Origin of the sequence: Shigella sp. FC1967 (assembly GCF_001743005.1) — a bacterium.
Classification (GTDB): Bacteria; Pseudomonadota; Gammaproteobacteria; order Enterobacterales; family Enterobacteriaceae; genus Proteus.
Genome location: NZ_MIIZ01001002.1, coordinates 1 through 1,349 on the forward strand (window position 1 = coordinate 1; position 1,349 = coordinate 1,349).

General features: G+C 37.9%; 1 protein-coding gene and 1 pseudogene. One reads left to right on the plus strand and one right to left on the minus strand.

Translation table 11 applies throughout. The annotated features are described in order from the left end of the window. A pseudogene (locus tag BHE89_RS17355) lies at nt 1–398 on the plus strand (RNA-guided endonuclease InsQ/TnpB family protein); the annotation flags it as partial. 608 nt (nt 399–1,006) lie between these two features. Here BHE89_RS17355 and BHE89_RS17360 read toward each other — a convergent pair. Then, nucleotides 1,007–1,234, minus strand: a complete 228-nt coding sequence (locus tag BHE89_RS17360; RefSeq protein ID WP_069368843.1) for a hypothetical protein — start codon at nt 1,232–1,234, stop codon at nt 1,007–1,009. Between the last annotated feature and the right edge of the window lie 115 nt (nt 1,235–1,349).

Genomic DNA, 1,349 nt, shown 5'->3' on the forward strand with positions numbered 1-1,349 from the left:
AATTGTTGACGAAAACCAAGCGGTAATTGTAGAGACACTGAAATCGGCGAATATGATGAAAAACCACTGTCTGGCTCGCGCTATCGGTGATGCAGGCTGGCATGGTTTTATCACAAAGCTGGAATATAAAGCCGCAGAAAAAGGCATCCATCTGGTAAAAACTGGATCAATGGTTTGCCAGTTCGAAAACCTGTCATTGCTGCGGTCATAAAATGTCAGAAATGCCACTACATAAGCGTATCTGGCAATGCCCTGAATGTGGAGTTGAACATGACCGAGATATCAATGCGGCAATCAATATCCGACACAAGGGCATATTGGAATTACACGCGGCGGGACTCGTCGTTTCAGCCCATGGAGACCCGCGTAAATCCGTCGAACAGAGGGTTGCGGTCTGAGAAGTGGGAAGCCTCGCCGTTTACGGTGGGGAGCAGTCACATGCTTAAGCATGCTAGATGTTTAAGAACACGGCTTAATACTGCTTTTGAGCTAAATAATCAAATTTAGCTCAATGCGATTGGAATACACATTGGCTATCTGATTTAGCCGTGCCTTGGTGAAATCGTAATAGCCAATCACCATGATGGTATTGATATGCTACCTAAAAATCCAATTCGACATGTCGCTATTAAACGATATTGTGAGTGCAAATATCCACAAAAGATAGCGCGTAAATTAAGTTCTCAAATTAAAATCAACATACAACAGATAGTGAGGTGGATTGCTTGGACAGAAAGTATTCTTTGAAGAAAACATGTTTTATATAAGGAAATATTTTAGTTATTTCCCATTTCTTCTCACAACGGACTACGGAAAACTCAGGATTGATGAGATTCGGCATTTTGTGTTTTAAAGAGCCAACGCATCGAATTAACTAAGTACAGGGGATATTATCGACAATTCAAGTGATAACCAATATATAAAAGACATGGTTGTTTATCATACTGTCAATGATTGTCGTCATTCCAACTAATTTCATTATATCAAGCAGGAGTGTGTAACGTATTTAATTGCTTTTTCTTTTCTTCACTAATTTATATATTACTGGTGCGTATAACGCGATCACCACAACTATAAATATTATGATGAAAATAGGATGATAACTGAGCATATGAAGAAGGAAAAAACCACTTCCTAGCACAGCGATTCTAAATCCAAAAAAACGAAGAGTGGTATAAATAATGTCAATCATTAACGCAATAATACGAAAAGCAATTTCAGCAATAATATCCATAAATTATCCAAACAATAATCCTCTCCAATTGTAGCAAATATTATCAGTATTTATATACATTAACCCTAATGTTTCGCATCGTCACTGTCTCCTATGTTAGCCATAATCTATTCAA

Bases quoted from the DNA above. Each gene is read 5' to 3' on its own strand.
- BHE89_RS17360 (WP_069368843.1), bottom strand. From the start codon at position 1,234: ATGGATATTATTGCTGAAATTGCTTTTCGTATTATTGCGTTAATGATT.